This is a genomic window from Rugamonas violacea (genome assembly GCF_016461825.1).
GTDB lineage: Bacteria > Pseudomonadota > Gammaproteobacteria > Burkholderiales > Burkholderiaceae_D > Rugamonas.
Genome location: NZ_JAEMNU010000105.1, coordinates 1 through 25,681, shown reverse-complemented (window position 1 = coordinate 25,681; position 25,681 = coordinate 1). Strand labels below are relative to the sequence as shown.

The window sequence follows — 25,681 nt, the reverse complement described above, 5'->3', positions numbered from 1 at the left end:
TATGAGCCTACATGCCACGTCCGCCGTCTGGTTTCCACTGTCCGAGGCGCAGCGCAGCCGCTGGTTCCTGTACCAGCTCGACGCCGCGCGCCAGGGCAGCCACAACAACGGCTTTACGGCGCGCTTGCATGGACCGCTCGATGTCGCACTGATTACGGCGGCGCTGCAGCAATTGGTGGAACGCCACCCGATGCTGCGCGCGCGCTTCAGAAACAACCAGGGCAAGCCCGAGCAAGCGATTGCCGAGACGGCGCGGGTCCATCTCACCGTCCGCCAGGCCGAGGCCGGAATCGACTTGCAGCACCAGGTCGAGGCCGATTGCCGCGTCCCGTTCGACTTGGACGCCGGCCTGCTGCTGAAGGCGTATTTGTATCGCTGCGGCGAGCACGACACGGTGCTGCAGATCGTCTTCGACCATCTGGCGGTCGACGGCTGGTCGTACTGGCGGCTGCTGCAAGAGTTCGGCGGTTATCTGCAGGCCCCGGGCGGCGCGGCGGCGCCCGGCGCCGCGCGCTATCAGGACTACGTCGGCTGGCAGCAAGACTGGCTCGGCTCGGCGGCGGCGCGGCAGCAATGGCTGTATTGGCGCGACGCGCTGGCGGGCTTGCCCATGCTCCAGCTTCCCGGCGAACGCCCGCGTGGCGCCGACACGGGCCGGCAGCATGCCGTGCACAGCAGCCAGCTGTCCGCCGCCTTGACCGGCGCCGTGCGCGGGCTGGCGCGCAAGCATGCCAGCACCATGTACGCCACCTTGCTGGCCGCCTACGCGGTGCTGCTGCATCGCCACAGCGGTCAGGACGACATCGTGATCGGCTCGCCTTTGCCCGGCCGCACCGAGGAACAATGGGCCGACGTGGTGGGCGACTTCGTCAACCCGATCGCCGTGCGCCAGCGCTTCACCGGCCAGGCCAGCGTCGCCGAGGTGTTGAAATCGGTGCGCAACACGGCCTTGCGCGGCATGCGTTACCAAGACTATCCATTTTCCTTGTTGGTGGAACAGCTGCAGCTGGAGCGGGTGGCGGGCGCGCATCCGGTGTTCCAGACCATGTTCCTGTTCCAGAACGCGCGCGGCGCCAATCGGCTGCTGTCGCTGTGGGATGGCAACACGCAGCACGGCGCGCCCGAGTGGGGACCGTACACGCTGAGCTCCTTTCCCGCCCATCAAACGGGCGGGCCGAAATTCGATCTGACCCTGGAAGTGCTTGAGCTGGACGATACGCTGCGCATCGCCTTCCAATACGATCCGAGCCTGTTCGACCGGTCGACCGTCGAACGGATGGCCGGCCATTTCGACCGCGTGTTGCAGGCGATGGTCGAGGACGACCAGCAAAGCGTGAGCCGGCTGAACCTGCTGGACGCCGGCGAGCGTGAACAATTGACGCGCGGCTGGAACGACACCGACGTCGACTTCCCGCGCGATGCTCTGCTGCCGCGGATGTTCGAGGCGCAGGTGCTGCGCAGCCCCGAGGCCGAGGCCGTGCGCTTCGAGGGTGAAGTGCTCAGTTATGCCGAGCTGAACAAGCAAGCCAACCAGCTGGCGCACCGCCTGCTGGCGCTCGGCGTCGGCCCCGACGCGCGGGTGGCCCTTTGCGCCGAGCGCGGCCTGGGCATGCTGGTCGGCCTGCTGGCCATCCTGAAGGCCGGCGGCGCCTACGTGCCGCTCGACCCGGACTACCCGGCCGAGCGCCTGGCCTACATGCTGGCCGACTGCGCGCCGCAGGTCGTGCTCACGCACAGCAAGTTGTCGCTGCCGATGGACGGCGCGGGCCGGTTGCAGTATCTGGACGACGCCAGCCTGGCGGCGCAGCCGGTCCACAACCCGGTGTTGGCGGGCTTGAGCCCGGCCCACCTGGCCTACGTGATCTACACCTCCGGCTCGACCGGCGCGCCCAAGGGCGTGATGATCGAGCACCGTTCGCTGGCCAATTTCCTCGCCGCGATGGGCATCGAACCCGGCCTGGCCGCTGCCGACGTGGTGCTGGCGGTGACCACGCTTTCCTTCGATATCGCCGCGCTGGAACTGTTCCTGCCCCTGGTGCACGGCGCGCGCATCATCCTCGCCGAACGCACGCGGGCGGCCGATCCGCACTGGCTGGCGCGCACCATCGCCGAATCGGGCGTGAGCCTGATGCAAGCCACGCCGGCCACCTGGCGCCTCTTGATCGACCATGGCTGGCAAGGCGCGCCCGGCCTGACCGCGCTGGTGGGCGGCGAGGCCTTGCCGGCCGCGCTGGCCGAACAACTATGCGGCCGGGTGGCCAAGCTGTGGAATATGTATGGTCCGACCGAAACGACGGTCTGGTCCACTTGCCGCCTGCTGAGCCAAGCCCGGCAGGGCGGCCAAGCCGCACCGTCGATCGGCCGGCCCATCGCCAACACCCAGACATACATCCTCGATGCCCACCTGCAGCCGGTGCCGCTGGGTGTTGCCGGTGAACTCTACATCGGCGGCGCCGGGCTGGCGCGCGGCTACCTGAACCGCGCGGAACTGACGGCCGAGCGCTTCATCACCGATCCGTTCAGCCAGCGCGCCGAAGCGCGCCTGTACCGCACCGGCGACCTGGCGCGCCATCTGGCCGACGGCGACCTGGTCTATCTGGGCCGCAACGACTTCCAGGTCAAGATCCGTGGCTTGCGCATCGAGCTGGGTGAAATCGAGGCGCGCCTGGCGGCCTGCGAGGGGGTGCGCGAGGCGGTGGTGCTGGCGCGCGAAGACGTGCCGGGCGACAAGCGCCTGGTGGCCTACCTGACCGGCACGCCGGGCAGCGCGGCCGAACTGCGCGGCGAGCTGGGCCGGCACCTGGCCGAATACATGTTGCCGCTCGCCTTCGTCACGCTGGAGCGCTTGCCGCTCACGCCGAACGGCAAGATCGACCGCCAGGCCCTGCCGGCGCCGGACATGATGGCGCTGGCGGCGCGGCCCTACGCGCCGCCGCAAGGCGAGCTGGAACAGACCATCGCGGCCATCTGGCAAGACCTGCTGGGCCTGCAGGGCCTGGGCCGCAACGACCACTTCTTCGAACTGGGCGGCCACTCCCTGCTGGCGGTGCAACTGGTGTCGCGCCTGCGTCTGGCGCTCGGCGCGGAAGTCGAATTGCGCCAATTGTTCGAGCATCCCGTGCTGGCCGATTTTGCCACCCTGGTGGGGCGGGCGCGCCGCAGCACGCTGGGCGCCATCGGGCTGGCCGAGCGCGGCGCGAAGCTGCCGCTGTCCCTGGCCCAGCAGCGCCTCTGGTTCCTCAGCCAGCTCGACGCGGACGCCAGCGCGGCCTACCACTTGCCGGCCTCGCTACGCCTGTCCGGCGCGCTCGACGCCGCCGCGCTGGCGGCCGCGCTCGACCGCATCGTGGCGCGCCACGAGATCTTGCGCACCACCTTCGTGCTGGTCGACGGCGAACCGCTGCAACGCATCGCCGAGGCCGACAGCGGCTTTGCCTTGAGCCACGCCGACTTGAGCGGCCGGCCTCTGGATGAGCGCGCCGACGCCTTGTCCCGCGCCGGCGACGCCTTCTTCACGGCCCCGTTCGACCTGGCGCGCGGTCCCCTGATACGCGCCCAGTTGCTGCGCCTGGCGCCCAACGAGCACGTGCTGATGATCAACCAGCACCATATTATTTCCGACGGCTGGTCGCTGGGCGTGCTGGTGCGTGAAGTGGGCGCGCTGTACGCCGCCTTGAGCGCGGGGCGCGACGATCCGCTGCCTCCGCTGCCGATCCAGTACGCCGACTTTGCGCTGTGGCAGCGCGCATGGTTGCGCGGCGATGCGTTGCAGCGCCAGGCCGGCTATTGGAAACGGCAACTCGCCGGCGCCCCCGAACTGTTGGCCTTGCCGACCGACCGCGCCCGTCCCGCCACACAAAGCCATGCCGGTGCGCTTGCCGAGCTGCGCCTGTCGGCCGAACTGAGCGCCGGCCTGAAACAGCTGAGCCAGCGCCATGGCACCACCTTGTTCATGACCTTGCTGGCCGCCTGGGGCGTCCTGATGGCGCGCCTGAGCGGCCAGTCCGAGGTGGTGGTCGGCAGCCCGATCGCCAACCGCCAGCACGGCGCCATCGAACAGCTGATGGGATTTTTCGTCAACACCCTGGCGCTGCGCATCAGCATCGAGGACGAACCGAGCGTGGCCGCGCTGCTGGCCCGGGTCAAGAGCTTGACCTTGGACGCCTACGCCCATGCCGACATTCCGTTCGACCAGGTGGTCGAAGCGCTACAGCCGCCACGCAGCTTGAGCCACAGCGTGCTGTTCCAGACCATGCTGACGTTTGCCGCCGCCCCGGAGCAGGACTTGCAGCTGCCGGGCCTGCACACGACGCTGCTCGAACAGCGCCATACGCAAGCCCGTTTCGACACCTCGCTGGCGCTGCGCGAAAGCGGCGGCGTGCTGGCCGCCACGCTGACCTATGCCAGCGCCTTGTACGACGGCGCGAGCATGGCGCGCCTGCTGGACTGCTTCCGGACGCTGCTGCATGGCATGGTGGCCGACGAGGGCCAAAGTGTGACGCGCTTGAACCTGCTCGGCGAGCAGGAACGCATCCGGCTGACACGCACCTTCAATGCCAGCGCCGCCGCGCGCCCGCCCGAGCAGCTGATGCACCGTCTGTTCGAAGCCCAGGCGGCCCGCACGCCCGACGCGCCGGCCGTGTCCTGTGCCGGCCAGACCCTCAGCTACGCGCAACTGAACCGCCGCGCCAACCAACTGGCCCACCATCTGCTTGCGCTGGGCCTGGCGCCGGACGACCGGGTCGCCATTTGCATGCAACGCGGTGTCTCCATGATCGTCGCCTTGATGGCGGTCTTGAAGGCCGGCGCGGCCTATGTGCCGCTCGATCCGCATTATCCGCAGCACCGTCTGGCCTACCTGCTCGACGACAGCGCGCCCGTCGCCTTGCTGACCGAGTCCGCCCTGCTGCCTCAATTGCCGGCGACAGCGGCCGCCTGCATCTGCGTCGACCAACTGCCGTCCACGCGGGAATGCGACAATCCGGCGCCGGCCGGCCTGCATGGCGGCCATCTGGCGTATGTGATCTACACCTCCGGCTCGACCGGCCAGCCGAAGGGCGTCATGGTCGAGCACCGTTCGCTGGTCAACCTGTGGCAGGCGTTGGCAATCACGGCGTTCGCGCAAGTGCCCGAGCATGCCCGGATCGGCGTTAACGCGGCGATTTCCTTCGACGCCTCGCTGAAGAACATCGTGCAACTGCTCAGCGGCCACTGCCTGCTGCTGATTCCGCAAGACATCCGCGCCGACGGCGCGGCGTTGGCGCGGTGGTTGGTCGAGCAGCAGATCGACGTCTTCGATTGCACGCCGTCCCAGCTGGAACTGCTGTGCCAGGCGGGACTGCTGGAGCAGCCGGCATGCGCCGGCAAGACCGCCCTGATCGGTGGCGAAGCCATAGGCGCGGCCGCCTGGCAGCGCCTGCAGCGGTCCGGCATGGCCGCCTTCAACGTCTACGGCCCGACCGAATGCACGGTCGACGCGACCATCGCGGCGATCCATGGCGGCGCGCCGCGTCCGCATATCGGCCGGCCGATCGCCAATGCCCAGCTGTACATTCTCGATCCGCAGCGGCAAGTGGTGCCGATCGGTACGACGGGCGAAATCTATATCGGCGGCGCGGGTGTGGCGCGCGGATATCTGAACCGTCCGGAATTGAGCAACGAGCGCTTCATCGCCAACCCCTTCGGCGAGGGGAGGTTGTACCGGACCGGCGACGTGGCACGCTGGCTGGCCGACGGAACCATCGATTACCTGGGCCGCAACGACTTCCAGGTCAAGCTGCGCGGCTTCCGGGTCGAGCTCGGCGAGATCGAAGCCTGCCTGGCCGCGTGCGACGGTGTCGAGGAAGCGGTGGTGCTGGCCCGCGCCCAGGACGGCGGCGAACTGCGTCTGGTCGCCTACCTGACCGGCAGCCCCGGCAGCGCGGCGCAGCTGCGCGGCGCACTGGCGCGCCAGCTGCCCGAGCACATGCTGCCCGCCGCCTATGTGACGCTGGAGCGCTTCCCGCTGACGCCGAATGGCAAGCTCGACCGCGCGGCCTTGCCGGCGCCCGATGCGCAGGCACTGGCCAGCGACGACTATGTGGCGCCGCAGGGCGCGACTGAACAAGCCCTGGCCGAGATCTGGCAGCAGCTGCTCGATGTGCCGCAAGTGGGGCGTCGGGACAGCTTCTTTGCCTTGGGCGGTCACTCCCTGCTGGCCGTGCAGTTGATCTCGCGCATACGCAGCGTCATGGGTGTCGAAGTCGGCTTGCGCGCCTTGTTCGCCTTCCCCGTCTTGCACGATTTTGCCAGCCAGCTGGCGCTGGCGCGTCAGTCCACCCTGGGGGCGATTGCCCCGGCCGACCGCAATGCGCGCCTGCCGCTGTCGTGGGCCCAGCAGCGCCTGTGGTTCCTCGACCGGCTCGACTCCGGCGCCGGCGCGGCCTACCATTTGCCGGCCGCGCTGCGCCTGTCCGGCGCGCTCGACACCAAGGCGCTCGAAGCGACGCTCGACCGCATCGTCGCGCGCCACGAGAACCTGCGCACCACCTTCGTGATGCGCGATGGCGAGCCGCAGCTGGCCATCGGCGCGGCCGACGCCGGCTTCGCGCTGCGCCAACAGGACATGCGCGCACTGGCCGCGCACGAGCAGCACGGCGCCGTCGAACGCCTGTGCGGGGAATTTTTCGCCATGCCCTTCGACTTGGCGCAGGGGCCGTTGATTCGCGGGCTGTTGCTGCGTCTGGACGATGGCGAGCATATGCTGCTGGTCGATCAGCACCATATCATCACCGACGGCTGGTCGAACGGCCTGCTGGTGCGCGAAGTGAGCACCTTGTACACGGCCTTCAGCACAGGGGGCAGCGATCCGCTGGCGCCGCTGGCAATCCAGTACGCCGACTACGCGCAGTGGCAGCGCAACTGGCTGCAAGGCGAGACCTTGCAGCGGCAGGTCGCTTACTGGAAGCAGCATCTGTCCGGCGCGCCGGAGTTGCTGGCCTTGCCGACCGACCGCGCTCGTCCGGCGGTGCAGCAGTATGCGGGGGCCAACCTCGGCTTCAGCTTGCCGGCGGACCTGAGCGAGGGCTTGCGGCAGCTGGGCGCCCGCCACGGCACGACCCTGTTCATGACCTTGCTGACCGCCTGGGGCATCCTGATGTCGCGCCTGAGCGGACAAGCCGACGTCGTTGTCGGCAGCCCGGTGGCCAACCGCCAGCGCAGCGAGATCGAAAACCTGATCGGCTTCTTCGTCAACACCCTGGCGCTGCGGATCAACACCGAGGGCGCGCCGACGGTGGCGCAGCTGCTCGAACGCGTCAAGGGCATCACGCTGGACGGCTATGCCCATCAGGACATCCCGTTCGAGCAGGTGGTCGAAGCCGTCAAGCCGCAGCGCAGCATGAGCCACAGCCCCTTGTTCCAGACCCTGCTGAGCCTCAACAACGCGCCCGTGGCGCAGGAATTGGCGCTGCCGGGCGTGCGCCTGAGCAGCCTGCCGCAAGAGCATGCGATGGCGCAGTTCGACCTTGCCCTGTCGATGAGCGAGGCGAACGGCCGGATCTTCGGCAGTCTGATTTATTCCTGCGCGCTGTTCGACGCCGCTTCCATGCACGGCCTGTTGGCGCGCTTCGAGCGCGTGCTGCGGGCCATGGTGGCCGATGCGCAGCAGGGCGTTGAGCACCTGGACCTGCTCGCCGCCGACGAGCGCGAGCAGGTCACGCGCGGCTTCAACGACAGCGCGGTCGACTACCCGCAAGGGCAGCTGGCCCACCAGTTGTTCGAGGCCCAGGCCGCGCAACGGCCGCAGGCTGCGGCGCTGGCCTTCGAGGGAACGACGCTCAGCTATGCCGAATTGAATGAACGCGCCAACGAACTGGCCGCGCGCCTGCTGGCGATGGGCGTGCGGCCCGACGAACGGGTGGCGTTGTGCGCGCCGCGCGGCATCGAGCTGGTGGTCGGCATGCTGGCCATCCTCAAGTCCGGCGGCGCCTATGTGCCGCTCGATCCGACCTATCCCTCCGAACGTCTGGAGTACATGTTGGCCGACAGCGCGCCGGTGGCCTTGCTCACCTTTGGTGCCTTGTGCGAACGGCTGGCCACGACGGCGCCGGTGCTGCTGCTCGACGCGCCCGGCGCCGCGCCGGCGTCCGCGCCCGCATGGTCGTCCGCATCCGCATCCGCATCCGCATCTTCGTCCGCGCCCGCGTCCGCAGCCAACCCCGTGGTTGCGGGTTTGGACGCGGCACACCTGGCCTATGTGATCTACACCTCCGGCTCGACCGGTCAGCCGAAGGGCGTGATGAGCCAGCACGCCAGCCTGTGCAACCTGGCGCGCGCCCAGATCGACCTGTTCGGCGTGCGCGCCGACAGCCGCGTGCTGCAGTTCGCCTCGTTCAGCTTCGACGCCAGCATTTCCGAAATCATGATGGCGCTGGGTTGCGGCGCGACGCTGGTCATGGCCTCGCGCGAGGCCTTGCTGCCGGGCGCGCCGTTGCTGGCGACCCTGCTCGACGAGTCGATCAGCCACGTGACCCTGCCCGCGTCGGCGGTGGCCACGCTGGCGCCGGAGCGCCTGCCCGCCGGCCTGTGCCTGATCATGGCGGGCGAAGCCTGCCCGCCGCAACTGGCCGCGCAGTGGGCCGAACGCCACTCGGTGTTCAATGCCTACGGTCCGACCGAGGCGACGGTGTGCGCCAGCGTCTACCGCTGCCATGCCGGCCAGGCGGGCAGGGTGCCGATCGGACGACCGATCGCCAACAGCCAGATCTACATCCTCGACGCCCGGCTGCAACCGGTGCCGCCGGGCGTGGCCGGCGAAATCCACATCGGCGGCGCCGGTGTGGCACGCGCCTACCTGAACCGTGCGGAACTGACCGCCGAGCGTTTCCTCGTCAATCCGTTTGGTCCGGGGCGCTTGTACAAAACGGGCGACCTGGCTTGCTGGCTGGCCGACGGCAATATCGATTACCTGGGCCGCAACGACTTCCAGGTCAAGATCCGTGGCTTCCGCATCGAGCTGGGCGAGATCGAAGCGCGCCTGGTCCAGTGCCGGGGCGTGCTCGAGGCGGTGGTGCTGGCGCGCCAGGACATGGGCGACGAACAGCGCCTGGTGGCCTACCTGACCGGCACGCCGGGCGGTGCGGCCGAGTTGCGCGCCGAGCTGGGCACGCAACTGGCCGACTACATGCTGCCGGCCGCCTTCGTCGTGCTCGACCGCTTGCCGCTCACCTCGAACGGCAAGATCGACCGCCAGGCCCTGCCGGCGCCGGACATGACGGCCGCCGCACTGCGCCAGTACGCGGCGCCGCAGGGTGAGCTGGAATGCGTGGTCGCCGGCATCTGGCAAGACCTGCTCGGCCTGGCCCGGGTCGGCCGCAACGACCATTTCTTCGAATTGGGCGGCCACTCGCTGCTGGCGGTGCAACTGATGACGCGCATCCGCGCCAGCCTGGGGCTGGAGGTCGAGCTGCGCGAGCTGTTCGCCCATCCCGTCCTGGCCGATTTCGCGGCGGCGCTGGGCCAGGCCCGCCGTGCCGCGAGCGCGGCGATTCCGCTGGCCGACCGCAGCGCCGGCCTGCCGCTGTCGTGGGCGCAGCAGCGCCTGTGGTTCCTCGACCAGCTCGACGCGGCGGCCGGCGCGGCCTATCACATTCCATCCGCTTTGCGTCTGAGCGGGCAGCTCGATAGGGCGGCGTTGAAGGCCACGCTCGACCGCCTAGTCGCACGCCATGAAAGCCTGCGCACCACCTTCGTGCTCGAACACGGCGCGGCGGTGCAACGCATCGCCGCCGCCGACTGCGGCTTCGCCTTGGCCGAACACGATCTGCGCCACCTCGGCGGCGCCGAGCAGCGCAGCGCGGTCGAGCGTATCGGCGTGGACTTCTACGCCACCCCATTCGACCTGGCTCAAGGTCCGCTGATCCGCAGCCAGTTGCTGCGCCTGGGCGAGGACGCCCATCTGCTGCTCTTTAACCAGCACCACATCATCACCGACGGTTGGTCGATCGGCGTGCTGGTACGCGAAGTGGCGAGCCTGTATGCGGCGTTCCGTCGCGGCCAGACCGATCCGCTGGCACCGTTGGCGCTGCAGTACGCCGATTACGCCGTGTGGCAGCGCGCTTGGCTGCAAGGACCGGCCTTGCAAGCCCAGGCCGACTACTGGAAGCGGCAATTGGCGGGGGCGCCCGAACTGCTGGCTCTGCCGAGCGACTTCGCCCGCCCGGCCACCCAAAGCTATGCCGGCGCGAGCGTTGCCTTCGAGATTCCCGCCGCACTCGGACGCGGTCTCAAGCAACTGGGGCAGCGCCACGGCGCCACTCTTTTCATGACGCTGTTGGCCGGCTGGGGCCTGCTGATGGCGCGCATGAGCGGACAATCGGACGTGGTGGTCGGCAGTCCGATCGCCAACCGCCAGCGCGGCGAGACGGAACACCTGATCGGCTTCTTTGCCAACACCCTGGCCTTGCGCCTGAACACGCAGGGCGAGTTGAGCGTCGCCGCGCTGTTGGCGCAGGTGAGGGCGAGCACGCTCGACGCCTATGCCAACCAGGACCTGCCGTTCGAACAGGTGGTCGAGGCGGTCAAGCCACAGCGCAGCATGAGCCACAGCCCGCTGTTCCAGACCATTCTGACTTTCCACAACCAGTCCATGGATACGCATTTGAGCCTGGACGGTTTGACGCTGGAACTGCTCGAACAGGCGCACGACACCGTACAATTCGACACCTCGCTGTATCTGATCGATGTCGACGATGCGCTGCAGGGCCGCCTGGTCTACGCCAGCGCGCTTTACAACGGCGCCACGATGGCGCGCCTGGTGCGCCACTTCCAGGTGCTGTTGCAGGCGATGGTGGACGACGACCAGCAAAGCGTACACCGGGTCAAGCTGCTGAGCGCGAGCGACCTCTCACAGCTGCAATGCGATTTCAACGCCACCGCCGCCGAGGCCAGCCCGACGCAGCTGGTGCACCAGTTATTTGAAGCGCAAGCGGCCCGCACGCCGGAGGCCGAAGCGCTGCGCTTCCAGGGCAGCACGCTCAGTTATGCGGCCTTGAACGCGCGCGCCAACCAGCTGGCCCATAGCCTGATCGCGATGGGACTGAAGCCCGACGACCGGGTCGCCCTCTACCTCGAACGGGGCATCGAGATGGTGGTTGGCCTGCTCGGCGTGCTCAAGGCCGGCGGCGCCTACGTGCCGCTCGACGCCGCTGCGCCTATCGACCGGATCAGCTTCATGCTCGGCGACTGCGCGCCGGCCGCTTTGCTGACGCAGGATGCGTTGCAGGACAATCTGCCGGCATTGAGCTTGCTGCGCATGATCGTGCTGGACGACGATCGGCAACTGGCCAAGCAGCCGACACACAATCCGCTGCGCGCCGATCTGGCGCCATCCCACCTGGCCTATGTGATCTACACCTCCGGCTCGACCGGGCAGCCGAAAGGCGTGATGGTGCCGCACGCCGCCGTGTGCCATTACCTGCATTGGGCGTATGGCCATTACCAGTCGACCGGCGCGTGCCATGCGATCGTCTCCTCGCCGCTGGCCTTCGACGCCACCGTCACCAGCGTCTACCTGCCGCTGATGAGTGGCGGCAGCCTGCATTTGATCCCCGAGGGCGAGGAGCTGGAGGGACTCGAAGCCTTGTTCGCCAGCTCGAACGGCGCGCTGGTCAAGATCACGCCGGCCCACCTGGCCCTGCTCGGCCAACGCCTGCAGGCGACCGGCCGGCGCTATCCGGCCCACGTGTTCGTGGTCGGCGGCGAGGCGCTGCCCGCCGCCACGGCGGCGCTGTGGCGGACGCTCTCACCGTCCTCGCGCATCATCAATGAATACGGGCCGACCGAAACCGTGGTCGGCTGCATTACCTATGAAGTCGACGCCGGCTTGGGCGGGCGCGAGTTCGTGCCGATCGGCCGGCCTATCGCGAATACCCAGATCCACATCGTCGACGCCGGCATGCAGCCGGTGCCGCTGGGCGTGGTGGGCGAAATTTACATCGGCGGCGCCGGTGTGACGCGCGGCTACCTGAACCGTCCCGAATTGACGGCCGAGCGCTTCCTGGTCAATCCCTTTGGCGCAGGCCAGTTGTACAAGACGGGTGACCTGGGCCGCTGGCTGGCCGACGGCAATATCGATTACCTGGGCCGCAACGACTTCCAGGTCAAGATCCGTGGCTACCGCATCGAGCTCGGTGAAATCGAGGCGCGTCTGGCGCAGTGCGACGGCGTGCGCGAAGCGGTGGTCTTGGCGCGCGAAGACCAGCCGGGCGAGAAGCGCCTGGTGGCCTATCTGAGCGGCGAGCCGGGCAGCCCGGCCGAGCTGCGCGCCGAGCTGGGCCGGCACCTGGCCGAGTACATGTTGCCGGCGGCCTTTGTCACGCTCGACAGCATGCCGTTGACGGCGAACGGCAAGCTCGACCGCAAAGCCCTGCCGGCGCCGGACATGACGGCCATGGCCACGCACAGCTACGCGGCGCCGCAGGGCGAGCTCGAACAGAGCATCGCCGCCATCTGGCAAACCCTGCTCGGCGTCGAGCGGGTCGGCCGCAACGACGACTTCTTCGAACTGGGCGGCCATTCCCTGCTGGCGGTGCAGTTGATGTCGCGCCTGCGCGAAGTGCTGGGCATCGAAGTGGTGTTGCGCGAACTGTTCGCCCATCCGCTACTGTGCAATTTCGCGCAGCAATTGGCGCTGGCCGAACAATCGACCCTGGGCGCCATTCCGCTGGCCGAACGCGGCGCCAGCCTGCCGCTGTCATGGGCCCAGCAGCGCCTCTGGTTCCTCGACCAGCTCGATCCTGCGGCCGGCGCGGCCTACCACATTCCGGCGGCATTTTATCTCAGCGGTGAGCTCGACACCGTGGCCTTGAAGGCCACCCTCGACCGCCTCGTCGCCCGCCACGAGAGCTTGCGCACCACCTTTGTCATGCGCGACGGCCAAGCCGCGCAGCACATCGGCGCGGCCGACACCGGCTTTGCGCTGAGCCAGCACGACTTGCTTGCGCTCGACGCCGGTGCGCGGCAGGCGGCTATCGAGCGCCTGCGCGCCGATTTCTTCGCCGCTCCCTTCGACCTGGCCGCCGGCCCGCTGATCCGTGGCCAACTGCTGCGCCTGGGCGAAGAGCAGCATATGCTCATGATTAACCAGCATCACATCGTTACCGACGCCTGGTCGCTGGCGGTGATGGTGCGTGAAGTGAGCGCCTTGTACGCGGCGTTCAGCCAGGGGCGCGACGATCCGCTGGCGCCGCTGGCGATCCAGTACGCCGACTACGCGGCGTGGCAACGCGGCCATTTGCAAGGTGAGACCCTGCAAGCGCGGCTCGACTATTGGACGGCACACCTGACCGGCGCCCCCGAGTTGCTGGCCCTGCCGAGCGACCATCCGCGTCCGGCCGTGCAAAGCTATGCCGGCGCCCATCTGCCGGTGCACCTGCCGGCGGCTTTGAGCGAGGGAATCAAGCAGCTGAGCGCGCGCCATGGCGTGACCGTCTTCATGACCTTGCTCGGCGCCTGGGGCATCCTGATGGCGCGCATGAGCGGGCAGGGCGATGTGGTGATCGGCAGTCCGATCGCCAACCGCCAGCGCAGCGAGATCGAAAACCTGATCGGCTTCTTCGTCAACACCCTGGCACTGCGCGTCGATACCGACGGCGAGCCGAGCGTGGCCGAGCTGCTGGAGCGGGTCAAGAGCCTGACTTTGAACGCCTATGCGCACCAGGATATCCCCTTCGAACAAGTGGTCGAGGCGCTCAAGCCGACACGCAGCCTGAGCCACAGCCCGCTGTTCCAGACCATGTTCAGCTGGAATAACGCGGCGGTCAGCGATGCCCAGCTGCTGCCGGGTTTGCGTTTGTCGCCGGTCGAGCAGACTGCCACGGCAAGCCAATTCGATTTGTCGCTGACCCTGGCCGAGACCGCTGCGGGCATCGGCGGCGTGCTCGAATACGCGACCGGCCTGTTCGAGGCCGACAGCATGCGGCGCCTGCTTGGCTACTTTCAGAACGTTTTGGAAGGCATGGTGGCCGATCCGGCGCAGGCGGTCAGCCGCCTGGCGCTGGTGGGTGCGGCCGAGCGCACGCTGCAACTGGAGACCTGGAACGCCAGCGCCCACGACTTCCCGCTTGAGCATGATTTCGCCGCCCTGTTCGCGCAGCAGGTGGCGCGCGATCCTTCGCGCATCGCCGCCAGCTGCGGCGAGGCCAGCCTGAGTTATGGCGAGCTGGACGCCCGCGCCGCCCGCGTCGCCAAGGTCCTGCTCGATGCCGGCGCCGGCCGCGATGTGCTGGTGACCCTGGTGAGCGAGCGCAACCTGTCGCTGCTGACCATGATGGTGGCTGTCTTGAAGGCCGGCGCGGCCTTCCTGCCGCTGGACGTCAAGCATCCGCCCGAGCGCCTGCGCGAGATCGTCGAGATGAGCGGCTCGCCGCTGCTGTTGGTGGCCGAGGAATGCGCGGCGCAGGCGCAGGCATTGGCCGGACACCTGGACCTTGCCACCATCGTGCTCGAACAGCACTGGTGCGCCGGCGCGGTGCCGACCGGCTTGCCGGGCGCGGCGCCGGGCGACCTGGCCTACGTCATTTTCACTTCCGGCTCGACCGGCAAGCCGAAGGGGGCGATGGTCGAACAGCTGGGCATGTTGAACCACATGTTCGGCAAGATCGTCACGATGAACATCAACGCGCAAGACGGCCTGGCGCAAACCGCCTCGGCCGCCTTCGACATCTGCGTCTGGCAAATGCTCTCCGCGCTGCTGGTCGGCGGGCGCACGGTGGTGCTGCCGGATACCATCGCCTACGATCCTAGCCGCTTGCTTGAAGCGGTCGAAGCGGAGGGCGTGACCTTGCTGCAAACGGTGCCGAGCATGATGCGCAGCCTGCTCGACGGCGGCGCCGAGGGCCGCACCCTGGCGCGCCTGCGTTACCTGATCCCGACGGGCGAGGCGCTGGGCAGCAAGCTGAGCCAAGATTGGTTCACGCGCTTCCCGGCGATTCCGCTGATGAACGTGTACGGCCCGGCGGAATGCTCGGACGACGTCACCTGGCACGCCATCGACGCCCGGCCGGACGCGCGCAGCGCCATTCCGATCGGCCGGCCGACGCCGAACAACCGCATCTACATCCTCGACCGCGCCATGCAGCCGGTGCCGATCGGGGTCAAGGGCGAAATCTGCGTCGGCGGCCTTGGCGTCGGGCGCGGCTACCTGAACAGTCCGCAGCAGACGGCGGCGGCCTTCATCGACCATCCGCTGGGCGGCGCCGGCCGCCTGTACCGCACCGGCGACCTCGGCTCCTACCGCGCCGACGGCTTGATCGACTTCCACGGCCGGCTCGACTTCCAAGTCAAGATCCGTGGCTTCCGCATCGAGCTGGGCGAAATCGAGGCACGCCTGGCCCAGTGCGCGGGCGTGCACGAGGCGCTGGTGCTGGCGCGCGAGGACGTGCCGGGCGACAAGCGCCTGGTCGCCTACCTGACCGGCAGCCCGGGCGGCGCGGCCGAACTGCGCGCCGAACTGGGCCGCACCCTGGCCGAGTACATGCTGCCGGCCGCCTTCGTCGTGTTGGAGCGCTTCCCGCTCACGCCGAACGGCAAGATCGACCGCAAGGCGCTGCCGGCGCCCGACCTGTCGGCCCTGGCCAGCCGCGACTACGTGGCGCCGCAGGGCGAAGTCGAGCAGGCGCTGGCACAGCTGTGGCAAGACCTGCTGGGCATGGACAGCATAGGCCGCAACGACCATTTCTTCGAACTGGGCGGCCACTCCCTGCTGGCGGTGCAATTGTTGGCGCGCATACGTGCCCGATTCGACGTCGACATGCCGCTGGGTGATCTGTTTGCCCGTCCGCTACTGCAGCACATGGCCGATGGACTCACCACCTTGCAGCTGTCGCGCTACCACGACAACGATCTCAGCGAAATCGACGAGGAACTCGACGCCTTGTCCGAAGAAGAATTAATGCTGCTTCTATCCGAAGGAAATACCAATGAATAAGCCTGTCAGCCCGGACCAACTCGAGTCCCTCAAGCGCGCCGTCAAACTCAAGCGGCTGCAGGCGCAGAACAAGGAAAAGAAGGCCGGTGCCGAACGCGCGATCGCGCCGGTTGAACGCAGCGCGGCGCTGCCGTTGTCGTGGGCGCAGCAGCGCCTGTGGTTCCTCGACAAATTCGATGCCGCCGCCGGCGCCGCCTACCATCTGCCGGCCGGTTTTCGCCTGCAGGGTGAGCTCGACCGTAACGCCCTGAAAACCGCGCTCGATCTGCTCACCGCCCGCCATGAAAGCCTGCGCACCACTTTTGTGACGCTCGACGGCCAGGCGGTGCAAGTGATCGGCGCGGCCGACATCGGCTTTGCCATGAGCGAGCACGACTTGAGCGGACTCGGCAAGGACGAGCAGGCGCGGGTGGTCGCACGCATCCAGGCCGACACCTTCAGCACGCCTTTCGATCTGGCGCAGGGGCCGCTGGTCCGCGCGCAACTGCTGCGCCTGGGCGCGCAGGATCACCTGTTCCTGCTCAACCAGCATCACATCGTCACCGACGGCTGGTCGATCGGCGTGCTGATCAGCGAAATGGGCGCGCTCTACAGCGCCTTGCGCCAGGGCCGGGCCAATCCGCTGCCACCCCTGCCGATCCAATACGCCGACTATGCCGCCTGGCAGCGCGCCTGGTTGCAGGGCGATGCCCTGGCGGCCCAGATCGACTACTGGAAACAGCACTTGGACCAAGCGCCGGAGTTGCTGGCGCTGCCGACCGACCGTCCGCGTCCGGCCGTGCAAAGCCATGCCGGCGGCCGCATCGACGGCGTTTTTTCCGCCGAGCTGAGCCGCGCGATCAAGCAGTTGGGCCAGCGCCACGGCACCACCCTGTATATGACGCTGTTGGCCGGCTGGGCCATTTTGATGGCGCGCCTGAGCGCGCAAAGCGAGGTGGTGATCGGCACGCCGATCGCCAACCGCGAGCGGGCCGGCACCGAAGGCCTGATCGGCTTTTTCGTCAACACCCTGGCGCTGCGCTTCAGCACCGAGGGCGAGCCCACCGTCGCCGAGTTCCTGGCCCAGGTCAAGACCCACACCCTGAATGCCTACGCCCATCAGGATTTGCCGTTCGAACAAGTGGTCGAAGCGCTCAAGCCAACCCGCAGCCTGGCCTACAACCCGCTGTTCCAGACCATGCTGACCATGAACGATGCCGGCCAAGGTCCGCTGCAATTGCCTGGTCTGCAACTGGCGCCGCTTGAGTTCGATAGCACCAGCACCCACTTCGACCTGCATCCCACGCTCACCGAAGGCCAGGACGGCATCGTCTGCCACCTGGCCTATGCCAGCGAGCTGTTCGACGAGAGCACGGTGCGGCAGTGCTTCGAGCGCTACCGCCGTGTGCTCGAAGCCATGGTCGCCGACGCCGCCATGCCGCTCAGCCGGATCGCCCTCACCAGCGCCGAGGAACGCCAGATGCTGCTGGCCGATTTCAACCGCACCACCGTCGCCTATCCGCACGAGCAATTGATCCATCGCCTGTTCGAAGCCCAGGCGGCGGCCCATCCGCAGGCCATGGCCGTGGTCAGCGGCGCGCATGGCCTGAGCTACGGCGAGTTGAACCGGCGCGCCAATCAACTGGCGCACGCGCTGATCGACATGGGCGTCAAGCCGGACCAGCGCGTCGCGCTGTGCGTCGAGCGCAGCGTGGAGATGGCGGTCGGCCTGCTCGGCATCCTCAAATCGGGCGCCGCGTATGTGCCGATGGAGGCGCTGCAACCGCGCGAGCGGCTGGGCTATCTGCTGGCCGACAGCGGCGCGCGCGTGCTGCTGACCCAGGCCGCGCTGGTGGCGGGTTTGCCGTCCTGCACGATGCCGGTATGGACGCTGGATACGGACGCGTTTTGCCACGCCGCCCAGCACGATCCCGATCCGGCCCAGCTGGGCTTGCATTCGCACCATCTGGCCTACGTCATCTACACCTCGGGCTCGACCGGTGCGGCCAAGGGTGTCATGGTGGAGCATCATTCCGCCCTGAATTTCTGGCAGGCGATGAAAGGCAGCACCCACCAGTCGCTGCCGGCGCAGGCCCGTGTCGCCCTGAACGCCTCGTATGCCTTCGACATGTCCTGGAAGGGCTGGCTGCAACTGCTGTCGGGGCATTGCGTGCATCTGATTCCGCAGGCGATACGCGCCGATGGCAAGCAGGTCATGCAATTTCTTGAACAACATTGCATCGATGTGTTCGACAGCACGCCGTCGCAACTGGAACTGTTGCTCGACGCCGGTTTGCTGGAGCGCGGCGACTATCACTATCACCCGCGCGCCGTCCTGCTCGGCGGCGAAGCGATCGCGCCGGCCATGTGGGCGCGCCTGCAACAGGCGCGGCATATCGAATTCTTCAATATGTATGGTCCGACCGAGGCCACGGTCGACGCCACCCTGGGCCGCATCGAGCCCGACGCGCCGCGTCCGCACATCGGGCGGCCGCTGGACAACGCCCAGATCTACATCCTCGACGCCCACCTTGAGCCGCTACCGCTGGGCATTGCCGGCGAAATCTACATTGGCGGCGCCGGCGTCGCGCGCGGCTACCTGGACCGTCCGGAACTGACGGCCGAGCGCTTCCCGGCCAATCCCTTCGGTGCGGGGCGTCTGTACAAGACCGGCGACCTGGGCCGCTGGCTGGCCGACGGCAATCTCGACTACCTGGGCCGCAACGACTTCCAGGTCAAGATCCGTGGCTTCCGCATCGAGCTGGGCGAAATCGAGGCGGCGTTGCGCGAGCTGCCGCAGGTGCGCGAGGCGCTGGTGCTGGCCCATCCGGAGCAGCCGACCCAACGCCTGGTCGCCTATCTGGTCCCGCACGCCGGTGCGCAACTGGAGCTGGCCGAACTGCGCCATGCGTTGGCCACGCGCTTGGCCGAGCACATGGTGCCAAGCGCCTTTGTCATGCTGGACAAGTTCCCCTTGACGGCAAACGGCAAACTCGACCGGCGCGCCCTGCCGGCGCCCGACGCCGACGCCATGGCGGGCGAGCCCTACCAGGCGCCACGCGGCGCCAACGAAACCGCGCTGGCGCAGGTCTGGCAGGCCCTGCTCGACTTGCGCCGGGTCGGCCGCGACGATCATTTCTTCGCCCTGGGCGGCCATTCGCTGCTGGTGATCGACATGCTCGAAGAGCTGCGGACGCACCAGCTCGCGCTGGACATGCAACTGGTCTTTGCCAATCTGTCGCTGGCCGAACTGGCGGCGGCAACGACGCCGCTGGAGGCCGAAGCGCAGCCGGCGGCGGCTCCCGCGCTGATCGCCCCCGGCTGCACCCAGATCACGCCGGCGCTGTTGCCGCTGCTGAGCCTGAGCCAGCCGGAGATCGACGGCCTGGTCGCCCGGGTGGACGGCGGCAGCGCCAACATCCAGGACATCTACCCGCTGGTGCCTTTGCAGGAAGGCATCTTGTTCCACTATCTGCTGGAGAGTGAAGGCGACCCCTACCTGTCGCGCAGCGTGCTGAGCTTCGATACCCGCGCGCGGCTCGACAGCTTCCTGCTCGCCTTGCAGCAAGTGATCGACCGGCATGATATTTTGCGCAGCGCCGTCTTCTGGGAGGGCTTGCCGCAGCCGCTGCAAGTGGTGTGCCGGCAGGCGCCGCTGCCCGTCCATGCGCTGACGCCGGCGAGCGGCGAGGACAGCCTGGCGCAGTTGTTGCGCCACAGCGATCCGCGCCGGCTGCGGCTGGACCTGGGCCGGGCGCCTTTGCTGGCGGCCTATACCATTGCGCTGGCCGATAGCGGCGAATACCTGCTGGCGATCTTGAACCAGCACATGGTGTCGGACCACGTTTCGCTCGAATCGATCATGGGCGAGATCCATTTGCTGCTGCAAGGACAGGCCGAACGCCTGGCGCCGCCCATTCCGTTCCGCAACTTCATCGCGGCCAGCCGCGCCGTTTCCGTGGTCGAACACCAGGCCTACTTCGAACGCGAACTGGGCGGCGTGTCGGAAGCGACCACGCCCTTCGGTATCGTCGATACACAAGGCAGCGGCGCCGTGCTCGACCAGACGCGCCTGGAATTGAGCGACGATCTGGCGCAGAAGATCCGCGCGGCGGCGCGCCAGCACGGCGTCAGCCCCGCAGTCTTGTTCCATCTGGCCTGGGGCCAGGTGTTGGCGGCCTGCACCGGCCAGGATGACGTCGTCTTCGGCACCGTGCTCTCGGGCCGCATGCGCGGCAGCGACGGCGTGGGGCAGGCCGTCGGCCTGTTCCTGAATACCTTGCCGTTGCGCGTCAGCGTTGGCCGCTTGCCGGCGCAGGCGGCCGTGGCGCAATGCGGGCGGCGCCTGAACGAGTTGTTGGTCCACGAGCAGGCATCACTGGTCCTGGCCCAGCGTTGCAGCGGCGTGCCGGCCGGCCAGCCGCTGTTTTCCACCTTGCTCAATTACCGGCATAGTCCTGCCGCCGCCAATGGCGTGGCGCAGTGGCAGGGCATGCGCCAGCTGGCCGCCGAGGAGCGTAGCAATTATCCGATCAGCGCCTCGGTCGACGATCGGGGGCGCGGCTTCGGCTTGACGGTTCAGGCAGCCGGCGTGGCGTCGGACCGGATGGCCGATTATCTGCAGCGTGGCATCGAGGCACTGGCCAACGCGCTCATCGTCGCGCCGCAGACGAATCTGTGCACGCTGCCGCTGTTGCCGCCGGCCGAGACGCAGCGCCTGCTCAGGGACTTCAACGACACCGCCCACGACTATCCGCACGAGGCGCTGATCCATGGCCGGTTCGAGCAGCATGCCGCCAGCCATCCGGACGCCATTGCCCTGGTGGCGGGCGCGGTGAGCGTCAGCTACGGCGCCTTGAACCGGCGCGCCAACCGGCTTGCCCACCGCTTGCTCGCGCTGGGCATCAAGCCGGACGGCCGGGTCGCCATCTGCGCCGCGCGCGAGGTGGATATGGTGGTCGCCATGCTGGCCACGCTCAAGGCCGGCGCCGGCTACGTGCCGCTCGATCCGGCCTATCCGGCCGACCGCCTGGCGTATCTGCTTGAGGACAGCGCGCCCCAGGTGCTGCTGGTGCGCGGCGCCTTGCGCGCGCAATTCCCCGGCTCGGTGCCGGTGCTCTGTCTCGACGACGAGGCGCAACTGGACGCCTGCCCCGACCACAATCCCGAGGTGCCCGGACTGAGCGCGCGCAACCTGGGGTATGTGATCTACACCTCGGGCTCGACCGGCCAGCCGAAAGGAGTGATGGTCGAGCACCGCAACGTGCTGGCCCTGGTCGTCAACAAGCCGGACGTGGGCATCGTGGCGACGGACTGCATGGCGCACTGCGCCAGCCCGGCCTTCGACGCCAGCAGCTGGGAACTGTGGGCGGCGCTGCTCAACGGCGCGCGCGTGCTGCTGGTGCCGCAGGAAATCCTGCTCGATCCGCGCAGGTTCAACGATACCTTGCTGGCCGGCGGGGTGAGCGTGCTGTTCCTCACCGTCGGCGTGTTCAACGCCTACCTCGATGTGCTCAAGCCGGCCTTCGCCCGCTTGCGCCTGCTGCTGATCGGCGGCGACGCCCTCGATCCGCGCAGCGTGGCGCGCGCCCTGCTGGCGCCGGCGCCGGGCCAGCTGATCAACCTCTACGGCCCGACCGAAACGACCACTTTTTCCACCAGCCACCGGATCGAGGCGGTGGCCGCCGACGCGCGCAGCATTCCGCTGGGGCGTCCGATCGGCAACACCCAGATCTACCTGCTCGACGCCCACCTGCGGCCGGTGCCGTTCGGCGTGGCGGGCGAAATCCACATCGCCGGCGCCGGCGTGGCGCGCGGCTACTTCAATCGGCCGGCGCTGACCGAGGAACGCTTCCTCGCCGACCCCTTCAGCGCCCAGCCGGACGCGCGCATGTACAAGACGGGCGACCTGGGCCGCTGGCTGGCCGACGGCACCGTTGAATACCTGGGCCGCAACGACTTCCAGGTCAAGATCCGTGGCTTCCGCATCGAGCCGGGCGAGATCGAAGCGCAGCTGGTGCGCTGCGCCGGTGTGCGCGAAGCGGTGGTGCTGGCGCGCGAAGACGTGCCGGGCGACAAGCGCCTGGTGGCCTACTTGATCGGCACCCCGGCCAGCGCGGCCGAACTGCGCGCCGAACTGGGCCAAACCCTGGCCGAGTACATGCTGCCGGCCGCCTTCGTCACGCTGGAGCGCTTCCCGCTCACGCCGCATGGCAAGCTCGACCGCAAGGCCCTGCCTGCGCCGGATCAGGCCGCCGTCGCGGCGCGCGCCTACCAGGCGCCGCAAGGCGAGGTGGAAACGGCGCTGGCGCGGATCTGGTCCGAGCTGCTCGCCGTCCAACAGGTCGGCCGCGACGACAATTTCTTCGCGCTGGGCGGCCACTCGCTGCTGGCGGTGCAACTGATCTCGCGCATCCGCTCCGGCATGGGGCTGGAAGCGAACTTGCGCGACTTGTTCACGCGCCCGACGCTGGCCGCCTTTGCCGTGTCGCTGGCGCAAGCCCGGCAATCGACCCTGGGCGCGATTCCCCTGGCCGAGCGCGGCGCGCGCTTGCCGCTGTCCTGGGCTCAGCAGCGCCTCTGGTTCCTCGGCCGGCTCGATGCCGCCGCCGGCGCCGCCTACCACGTGCCGGCGGCATTGCGGTTGTCCGGCCGGCTCGATACGCCGGCCTTGCGCGCCACGCTGGACCGCATCGTCGCGCGCCACGAGATCCTGCGCACCACCTTCGTCATGGCGGAGGGCGAACCGGCGCAAAGCATCGGCCGCGCCGACATCGGCTTTGCGCTGGATGAACAGGACCTGAGCGCGCTTGGCGCGGCTGCGCAGCCGGGCATGGTCGACGCCATCGGCAAGCAGTTTTTCAGCCTGCCATTCGAGCTGGAGCAAGGCCCCCTCATCGCCGGCCGCCTGCTGCGCCTGGCGCCGGACGAACACGTGCTGCTGATTAACCAGCACCACATCGTCACCGACGGCTGGTCGATCGAGGTGCTGGTGCGCGAAGTGACTAGCCTGTACACGGCGTTCAGCCAGGGGCAGGCCGATCCGCTGGCGCCCCTGGCGATCCAGTATGCCGACTACGCCGCCTGGCAGCGCAATTGGTTGCAGGGCGCCGCCCTGCAAGGCCAGCTCGACTATTGGACCGGGCAGTTGTCCGGCGCCCCGGAGCTGCTGGCCTTGCCGACCGACCGCCCCCGTCCCGCCGTGCAAAGCTATGCCGGCGATGCCCTGGCATTCACCATCCCGGCGCCGTTGAGCGCGGGACTGAAACAGCTCGGCGCCCGCCACGGCGCCACACTGTTCATGACCCTGCTGGCCGGCTGGGGCATCCTGATGGCGCGCCTGAGCGGCCAGACCGACGTGGTCGTCGGCAGCCCGGTTGCCAACCGCCAGCGCAGCGAAGTCGAACCCATGATCGGCTTTTTCGTCAATACGCTGGCCCTGCGCATCGATACGGAAGGCGCACCTAGCGTGGCCGAACTGCTGGCCAAGGTGCGCGGCCTGACCCTCGACGCCTACGCCCACCAGGACGTGCCGTTCGAACAGGTGGTCGACGCGCTCAAGCCGACTCGCAGCCTGAGCCACAGCCCCCTGTTCCAGACCTTGCTGACCTTGAACCAGGCCTCCGAGCGCGGCGAGTTGGTCCTGCCGGGCCTGCGCCTGAGCGGCGTCGAGCGCAAGCACGAGACGGCGCATTTCGACCTGGCGTTGGGCGTGACCGAAGCGCACGAGCAGCTGCATGGCCACATGACGTATGCCACGGCACTGTTCGACGGCGACACCATCGCGCGCCTGGCGCGCTGTTACGTCGCCGTGCTGGGCGAAATGGTGGCCGACGACAGCCAAAGCGTGGCCCGGCTACAGCTCTTGAGCGACGCCGAGCGCCGGCAATTGACGCAAGGCTTCAACGACACGGCGCGCCCTTATCCGGACGACAAGCTGATCCATCAATTGTTCGAAGCCCATGCGGCGCGTACGCCGGAGGCGCTGGCGCTGGTGTTTGGCGAAGCCAGCCTCAGTTACGCGCAGCTCAACCGCAAGGCCAACCAGCTGGCCCATCGCCTGCGGGCGCTGGGCATCGGCCCGGACCAACTGGTCGCCGTGGCCGCCGAGCGCAGCCTGGAGATGGTCATCGGCGTGCTGGCCGTGCTCAAGGCCGGCGCCGCCTTCGTGCCGATCGATCCCTCGCTGCCGCCGGAGCGGATCGCCTACATGCTAGCCGACAGCGCGCCCAAGGCGCTGCTGGTGCAAGCGCCATTGCGCGCGCTGTTGCCGCCGTGTGCGATGCCGGTCCTTTTGCTCGATGCGCAAGCCGAGTCTGCCGATGCCGATGCCGATGCAGGGACGGGGGCGGACGGCAATCTGGCGCCGGCCGCGCTAGGGATGACGCCGGATAACCTTGCCTACGTGATTTATACGTCCGGCTCGACCGGCATGCCCAAAGGCGTGCAAAATCACCATCGCGGCTTGTGCAACCTGATTCCGGCATTGAACGAAGTGTACGCAATCGGCCCCGACAGCCGTCTGCTCCAGTTCGTCTCCTTCGGTTTCGACGTTTGCGTGTCCGACCTCATGATGGCGCTGTGCAGCGGCGCCAGCCTGCACCTTGCACCCAAGGAGGCCTTGCTCGGCGAGGCGCTGTTGCACACCTTGCGCCGCCATGCGATCAGCCATGTCGGCATCCCGGTCGGCGTGCTGGCAGCGCTTCCGGCCGACGCCGATCTGGGCCTGCAAACCTTGATCACCGGCGGCGATGTGCTGTCCGCATCGCTGGCCCAGCAATGGTCGCGCGGGCAGTTGCTCGTCAACTCCTATGGTCCCACCGAAGCGACCGTGTGCTCCACCGTTTACGCTTGCTCGCCGAACCAGGCCGGCGCGGTGCCGATTGGCAAGCCGCTGCCCAACACCCAGCTCTACATCCTTGACGATTTGTTGCAAGCGGTGCCGCTGGGTGTGGCCGGCGAGATTTATATCGGCGGGCTCGGCGTGGCGCGCGGCTACCTGAACCGTGCGGAACTGACCGCCGAGCGTTTCCTCGTCAATCCGTTTGGTCCGGGGCGCTTGTACAAGACGGGCGACCTGGGCCGCTGGTTGGCCGACGGCAATGTCGAGTTCCTGGGACGCAAGGATTTCCAGGTCAAGATCCGTGGCTTCCGCATCGAGCTGGGCGAGATCGAAGCGCGCCTGGCCCAGTGCCGGGGCGTGCGCGAGGCCGTGGTGCTGGCAAGACAGGATCAGCCGGGCGAGAAGCGCCTGGTGGCCTACCTGACCGGCACGCCGGGCAGCGCGGCCGAGTTGCGCGCCGAGCTAAGCACGCAGCTGGCCGACTACATGCTGCCGGCCGCCTTCGTCGTGCTCGACCAATTGCCGCTCACCTCGAACGGCAAGATCGACCGCCAGGCCCTGCCCGCGCCGGACATGACGGCCGCCGCGCTGCGCCAGTACGCGGCGCCGCAGGGCGAGCTGGAGTGCGTGGTCGCCGGCATCTGGCAAGACCTGCTCGGGCTGGCCCGGGTCGGCCGCAACGACCATTTCTTCGAACTGGGCGGCCATTCCCTGCTGGCGGTGCAACTGATGACGCGCATCCGCGCCAGCCTGGGGCTGGAGGTCGAGCTGCGCGAGCTGTTCGCCCATCCCGTACTGGGCGATTTCGCGACCGCGCTGGGCCAGGCCCGGCGCGCCGCGACGACGGCGATTCCGCTGGCCGACCGCGGCGCCGGACTGCCGCTGTCGTGGGC

Annotated in this window: 2 protein-coding genes; both read left to right on the top strand. The window is 68.4% G+C overall.

Annotated features, from left to right (window positions below):
* Position 1: 1 nt before the first annotated feature.
* Entirely contained in the window at positions 2-15,967 is a 15,966-nt protein-coding gene (locus tag H7U20_RS19440; RefSeq protein ID WP_199760801.1) for a non-ribosomal peptide synthase/polyketide synthase, read from the top strand.
* Positions 15,960-25,681 (top strand): non-ribosomal peptide synthetase (locus H7U20_RS19435; protein WP_199760800.1); only part of this gene is annotated, 9,722 nt, incomplete at its 3' end. The genes H7U20_RS19440 and H7U20_RS19435, both read left to right, overlap by 8 nt.

What these genes read in the sequence shown, in the direction of transcription:
- H7U20_RS19440 (WP_199760801.1), top strand. Translation starts at nt 2, where the DNA reads ATGAGCCTACATGCCACGTCCGCCGTCTGGTTTCCACTGTCCGAGGCG.